General features: G+C 38.3%; 9 protein-coding genes. All 9 read right to left on the minus strand.

The window, feature by feature from the left end; translation table 11 throughout:
• Nucleotides 1-391: 391 nt before the first annotated feature.
• Nucleotides 392-1087 (minus strand): hypothetical protein, encoded by a 696-nt coding sequence (locus tag K2X50_09735; GenBank protein MBX9587522.1) that lies wholly within the window; start codon nucleotides 1085-1087, stop codon nucleotides 392-394.
• Nucleotides 1088-1159: 72 nt separating this feature from the next.
• On the minus strand, nucleotides 1160-1609 hold the full coding sequence (locus tag K2X50_09740; protein MBX9587523.1) for a hypothetical protein: 450 nt from the start codon (nucleotides 1607-1609) through the stop codon (nucleotides 1160-1162).
• Between the two features lie 352 nt (nucleotides 1610-1961).
• A complete protein-coding gene (locus tag K2X50_09745) occupies nucleotides 1962-2408 on the minus strand; it encodes a hypothetical protein (protein MBX9587524.1) in 447 nt (148 codons plus the stop codon).
• Nucleotides 2409-2474: 66 nt separating this feature from the next.
• Nucleotides 2475-3224, minus strand: coding sequence for a caspase family protein (locus tag K2X50_09750; protein MBX9587525.1), 750 nt, complete (start codon nucleotides 3222-3224; stop codon nucleotides 2475-2477).
• A 79-nt stretch (nucleotides 3225-3303) separates the two neighbouring features.
• Nucleotides 3304-3792 carry a hypothetical protein gene (locus tag K2X50_09755; GenBank protein MBX9587526.1) on the minus strand — a complete coding sequence of 163 codons (489 nt, stop codon included), beginning with the start codon at nucleotides 3790-3792 and terminating at the stop codon, nucleotides 3304-3306.
• Nucleotides 3793-3794: 2 nt separating this feature from the next.
• Nucleotides 3795-4259, minus strand: coding sequence for a hypothetical protein (locus K2X50_09760; protein ID MBX9587527.1), 465 nt, complete (start codon nucleotides 4257-4259; stop codon nucleotides 3795-3797).
• 152 nt (nucleotides 4260-4411) lie between these two features.
• A complete protein-coding gene (locus K2X50_09765) occupies nucleotides 4412-4909 on the minus strand; it encodes a hypothetical protein (GenBank protein MBX9587528.1) in 498 nt (165 codons plus the stop codon).
• A 402-nt stretch (nucleotides 4910-5311) separates the two neighbouring features.
• Nucleotides 5312-5800, minus strand: a complete 489-nt coding sequence (locus K2X50_09770) for a hypothetical protein (protein MBX9587529.1) — start codon at nucleotides 5798-5800, stop codon at nucleotides 5312-5314.
• 221 nt (nucleotides 5801-6021) lie between these two features.
• Nucleotides 6022-6267, minus strand: a complete 246-nt coding sequence (locus K2X50_09775) for a hypothetical protein (GenBank protein ID MBX9587530.1) — start codon at nucleotides 6265-6267, stop codon at nucleotides 6022-6024.
• Nucleotides 6268-6324: the final 57 nt, after the last annotated feature.

Raw genomic sequence — 6324 nt, forward strand, 5'->3', positions numbered from 1 at the left:
TCGGTTCCCCTCGACCCCGAAAAGGACAACTTGTTATCTTGCTTTTAGTAAGCAAGAGATCTACAACTGTGAAGAAGTTAGCAAGGAGAAACAGAAACAGAGTAACTCGTCTTAGATATCGGCAAGATGACGACTTGGGAAAGATTAATTTCCTCTATAAGCCAGAGTTTACGTTTGAGCCTCTTTGCGCATCTGAACTTCACAATGCGTAAAGGGTTTAATTGATGATCATTACCTCAATTGATATGCCTATACTTCATAATACATTGTTTACTATCTCAAGTCCATACAATTTTAAGAATTTTTACGCAAGCCTAGTAATTTATTCGAAACTCTGTGGTTTTATAAAGATTCAATTAATATCTTTAAGCCACAGAGTTTCAACTGTATGTTACTTCTTCATCTTATCAAATGTTTCAAATCGATCGGCGAAAGCTTGCCCTATTTCTTGCACTGAGGATGTCAGTTGTTCAGCAAATTTTTCAGTAGGACTTACAACCAAGGTCTCTTTCTGCCAAGTAATCGCTTGAAACGCCATATTCTGATCTAAAACAAAGCGTTGAAGGGTAACTGACTCAAAAAGGCTTCCTGAGCAGCACGCTACGTATCCCCTTTCAATTGGATAAATTAATATTTCAATCTCAAAAGCTGGTAGCGGCGGCTTTCCTTCTGGCGCTAATGTGGTCGGCTTAATATTGACCTTATCAAAGATATCGGCTACAGCTTTTTTCAAATGCTCTTCGCTAATATCAAGTGTAACATCATGAGGTTTTACGATAGAGATATATAGACCGATATTGTTGGTGAGATTGAGTAGGTGATCACTCCCCTCCCATTTACCCCCTCGATAGACAATGATACCAGGAAAAAAGTAGCTGGCGTGCTTAGCCGTAAGCTGAGGGGCTCTGGTGATGCTTGGCATCGGTTCTTCGGTCTGCTTCTTTTCCACCGGTCTTTCAAGCTTGGGCATGGCCTGAATAGTACCAGAACCTGCCGATGGTGGGCTCATTGATGAAGGGGCCGTGTTGGCGAAAACCGCTTGAGTAGAAATCACAAACAGCAGGGCTGCAAAGGTCATTTTTTTCATAAAATCTCCTTGGTGATATTTCCTCATTGTCTATATCTAGTGATTTGTTATCAACAGAACTTCTCTATGTATTTACAACTGTTGCTCCAACTGGGGAAGAGAATTAATCAATATAGCCTGATTGGTTTCTAGTTTGCTAATCAAGTCGTGTAGGATTTGACCAAACAAAAGAGTGTCGCTGTAGGGCGCTTCAGACCCACTGGAATTGCTAGGGAGGGCTGGTGTGAATTGCTCAATTCGCTGTTTAGCTCTAGAGATTTCATGTCCAAGGCTAACTGCTGTGGTTCTTAAAATTGGGTCACTTTTACGTGAGTGCTTTGATATCAAAAGCTGTCTAGCCAAAATATCTAATAAACGTTGCTGCAAGAGCGTTATTTCTAACATTAATTTATCTTCATTTATTGGTGTAGGTTGTTCTGCAACTGCCGCATCTTCTATTTTAATCTCTTCTTGAGAAGGACTGGAAGGGCTCAATGGAGGAGTTGAACTTAAGGATGGGGATGTAGGGCTTAGGTAAGTCATAATTTATTACTCCTATTAAAATTTTTACTAGGAGAGAATAGGCTAACGATACATTGTCTGCAATAAATTTAGAGATAGATTTCACAAATGGACGTCTGTACGTTTCTTAGGTAGTATTAGATGTAAAAAAATGCAGCGTAAGGGCTGCGAGATGATTTCTTAGTATTGTTGCAGCCTTTCAGACTGCGTTTTCCTTGCATCTTAACCCTGGGTTGAAGTTTACACCCCAACCCAGGCGCGTTGCCCCTGGGCTGTTGCAGTTTGAGACTTTCAAGCTCTTAATTTACAATATGGTCCTTTCCGTTGTAATGGTCGCTAGAGTCGCTTTGTTCTGACTAATGCGTTATTTCTTTTAAGCACCTATTGCTTGATTTCCTATGACACGGAACGCTACAACCAATTCATTCTGGATGTTTTCTATAAGGAAAAACCTGATCCGTAATACCTGGACATTACTATAGGACTCTGGGATGTCTGGAAGAGTTAATATAAAATTTTCAATCTGCTGTTTCACGGTAGAAACCTCCTCGCTCAGGTTAAGTATTGTTTGTCCTAATTGTGGATTTGGATTTATTTGTTGTGATAGCTGTGAAATTATTGCACTGTGTCTAGAATCGATATCCTCAAGAGTTGCTTGCATAGCAGCTATTTGTGCTAAGTTATTATCATTTAGAGGGATTGCTACTGTTGGTTCAGGAACATCTTCCATTTCAACATCATCTTGAGATGGATTATGCTCAGAGGGCCTATAGGAATGAGCTCGGTTTGAGAATGGGTTTGTAGAGGGAAATTCGACCATTTTTGTACTCCAAATAAAATTTTTACTAGGAGAGAATAGACAATTGATAAAATGTCTGCAATAAATTTAGAGATAGATCTCACAAATGGGTGTCTGAACGTTTCTTATGTAGCCGCTAGCTCTTTGAACCAAATTTTTCCAGCTGGGTTTCTTTTCGGATAATTCACGATTTAGACTGCTAAAAAAACATTGAGTGAAGAGGCCGCCATAATGGGAGCCATAAGAAAACTGCCCCTTGTCACAGCTAGAAACAACAACACATCCTTTGGCATGGCAAAAGAGTTGAGCATAGCCTGGATAATGGGCAAAACCATCTTTCAGATTGATGATGATATTTTTGGTTGGATTATCAAATCCCCTTTCGAGGTAATTGTTGCAACAATCGGTAAATATGAGGGCAAATTGAGGTTTCTTGTTACGGATCGTTTCTGCAATCCATTCAACATCCAATCCAGGCTTAAAAAACTCAAAGGTAATAATGGGCCAGCGGCCTTGTTTGTCAGAAGTGCGATATCCATGTCCCGAAAAATAAAAAATCACAGAATCTTCGGAGGAGACTTTTAAATTCCTGAGATAGTTGCGAATCTGTTCTTTGGCGAAATTTTGTCCACTGAACACCCTTTCTTTTAGTACCATTCCAGTATGTTGTGAAACAAGGCTAAGTTCTTTTTGCCACCGCTTCAAGTCCGTTTGAGTGACATTTTTGATATCGTGGACCGTATCGACCACCAAAATGGCATGCAGCGTTTTCGCTTCTAATTGAAAGAAAAAAAATAATGAGAAAATAAGAATGGAAACAGAAAAAAAAGCTTTCATAGGTACTCTAAGATCAGTAGAAAAACAGACGTCATTCTATTGTTTCAGAGCTTACAAGTAAATGAAATACTCGTCATTTTTATTCATAACTAATGAAAGATTCTTCGATAGGTCCAAAAAACGGAATAACAAAGAGACAATTTGCTCTATCTGTATTAAACGAAATCTGATCACCGCAAGCACGAATATAGTGCCCTATTAGCGAAAATGGAATCCCTTTGTATAGATTGGGATCCAAGTCAAGCCAGTAAAAGGTGTGCTGGTTCGTGAATGCTGTGGCAAGTTGAACAGCTGCAAGCATTGCTATTCCTGTTCGAATAAATTCTTCTGTTCCAGTGAATTCCGCCCTTCCAGAAATCGATCGCATCAAAGGGGTAATCAAGGCATAGATTAAACTAGCTGTGGCAGATAGGGCTCCACAATATATACCGCCTAAGAGGTTTCTGCTTATCGTAGCATAGACAATAGACCCGATCTTAAAACTATTGAGCACTTCACTTTTCGTGTTCGCTGGAATAGCATCGTAATAATCGAGTAGAGGCTCAGAAACTGCTCTTATCAGGTTCATTGTTATGTCACTGTGTCAGGATAAAAAATGAGCCAATTTGTTTCATTCGTATTAAGGGATAATTTGCCGGTGATAGCTCGTAAGAAATGAAAAGCCATAACGGCAAGAGTTACATAATAAAATTCTTGCTTAAGGCCAAGTTTTCTGAATGTAGACTCATCGGTGAAAGCTGTCGCCAGCATAGAAGTAGCAACATAGGCAAAGCCTGCGCGATGCATTTCTTCAGTTACACTGAATTGAGGTCTATTATTTACAATTTCACGCATAATAGGAGTGATTAGAGTATAGATTGTCGCAGCCGTCGCAGTAAGAACTGCACAATAAAAGCTTGCATTGGGGTTACCCTCCAATACCGATTTTAAGACGAATACAATTCCAAAACTCGTGACAACTTTTTTACATGATTCCTGTGGAAGCGCATTATAATAGTTGACAAACGGATCGGTGATTGTTTCTATCAAGGTCATAATTATCTCTGGTGAAATTGAATAAATCTGTAGTTTATCAAACAAACATTAAACATGCAATTGAAGTGTGTTGATTTATTATTTTTTACAAGTACGCTTATTAATAGGATTCTTATTCATAAATAGAAAATGACCGAAGGGCAGTTTCTTTGTTATACGTCTAATAAATGAGCAGGGATAAACATGAGCCAATTTGTTTCAGTTGTATTTAACGACAAAGGCGGAAGAATACTAAGATTACCAGCTGCAATGAAGCAAATCCGAAGGACATGAGCACATAACGCCGCTATAACACTAGCACGAAGATTGTGGTCGAGGCCTAAAGCTCTAAGTGAAGTCGGATTGGTGACAGCTGCTACTAGCATGCTCGCAGTAATACAGGCAACTCCTGCACGGAAAAGTTCTTCAATGGCTGTGAATTGTGCTCTTCCATTTGCAAGCGATCGCATTAATGGTGTAATTAAGGCGTATATTGCCGTAGCCGTAGCGCTTACGGAACCACAATAAAGCCCCCCATAAGGATTACCTAAAGTTAATGATTCTAGTACAAATACAATGCCAAAACTCGTGATAATTTTTTTTGTCGAATCTTGCGGAAGCGCATTGTAATAGTCAACAAAGGGGTCGGTGATTGTTTGTATTAAAGTCATAATTAAATCCTTTTTAGATTAAATAATAATAAAAGTTAGCACTTAAAAAGTAAAACGTCAATGTTAATAATGTTTCGAATTAAAGGGTAATTTTGCAAGCATTGAAGAAATTAAATTTTTGAATAGCTATACCCTCGTATAAGACGTTTGCATAAGTCTCGATAAACTATTTCTCTCCTCTGTGCCCTCTGTGACCTCTGTGGTAATTTTTTTAGCAACATTTTTTACCACAGAGGTCACAGAGTACACAGAGAGGGGGTAAATTTAACATAGCCCATGGTAAGCGAATCGAACCTTGGAAAACATATAAGCAACTAAAACTTGAATTTCTAAGAATTTGGAGTGGGTAAAACTTTGAACTCAAAGGTGCAGAGAACGCATCATAGAATTCTTGAAATTGCCTTACAAATTCACAGGGGCACTTGGCGTAAAATAGATACTATTAGTTCGATTGGTATCGAATGTCATACATGGAATACTTGCATACGTCGTTAAGAAAATTCGAATGGCATGGAGACAAACTGAGCCTACGACATCGTAGTAAAGGTCGTGATTGAAGCCAAGTTTTGTGAATGTTGATTGGTCGGTGAGAGCTGTTGCTAGCGAGTTGGTTATGATTAATGCTAACCCTACACGAAAAAATTCTTCCATACCATTAAACTGCTGTCTGCCGTTCGTAAATGTTTTCATAAGAGGAGTAATTAAGGAATAAACCGCTGTAGCTGTTGCTGTTAAAGTAGCGGAATACAATCCTGCGGCAGTATTCCCACTCACTAATGTTCTATACACAAAAACGACAATAAAACTTTGCATTACTTTTTTGGCTGTATCTTGAGGGATATCGTGATAATAATTAACAACTGGAATTGTGATTGCATTAATCGCGTTCATAACAAGCCTTTTTTAGTATAATAATAAAAAGAAGATATTAACAAACTGTTATTAAACTAGCAATAAAAATAATATTTATTATCTAAAACGAGAATTTCTATGAATTTGGAGTGCGAAGGCCCTGCCTTCGCTTTTAATTTTTCGGAAGTCATCAGAATAGAAACTTTATCAGTCTGAAGCGTAAAAAAGCGAAGGCAGGGCCTTCGCACTCCAAATTTTTTTTAGCGAGGGAAGGGAGGCAACTGCATCCATGGGCCAAATGAATCTTTATAATAGTTGTATTGACACATCCAAAGTGTTTCTGTTTCTGTATCTAAAAGAAAAACGCGATGGTATGAATCCACATTTACAATTTGAATTTGATAGCGATCTGTCGACATCATTGAATGATTTTCTTGCTCAGGTTCTGAAGCTGATAGACAACTTAAACTTAAGCAGATGAATGCTAACATGATTTTCTTTAACATTTTTTATGACCTTGTTTTATTAGTTAACCGAATGAAATTGTATCAAGCGACTTCATT

This window comes from Gammaproteobacteria bacterium (genome assembly GCA_019748175.1).
Lineage (GTDB): Bacteria > Pseudomonadota > Gammaproteobacteria > JAIEPX01 > JAIEPX01 > JAIEPX01.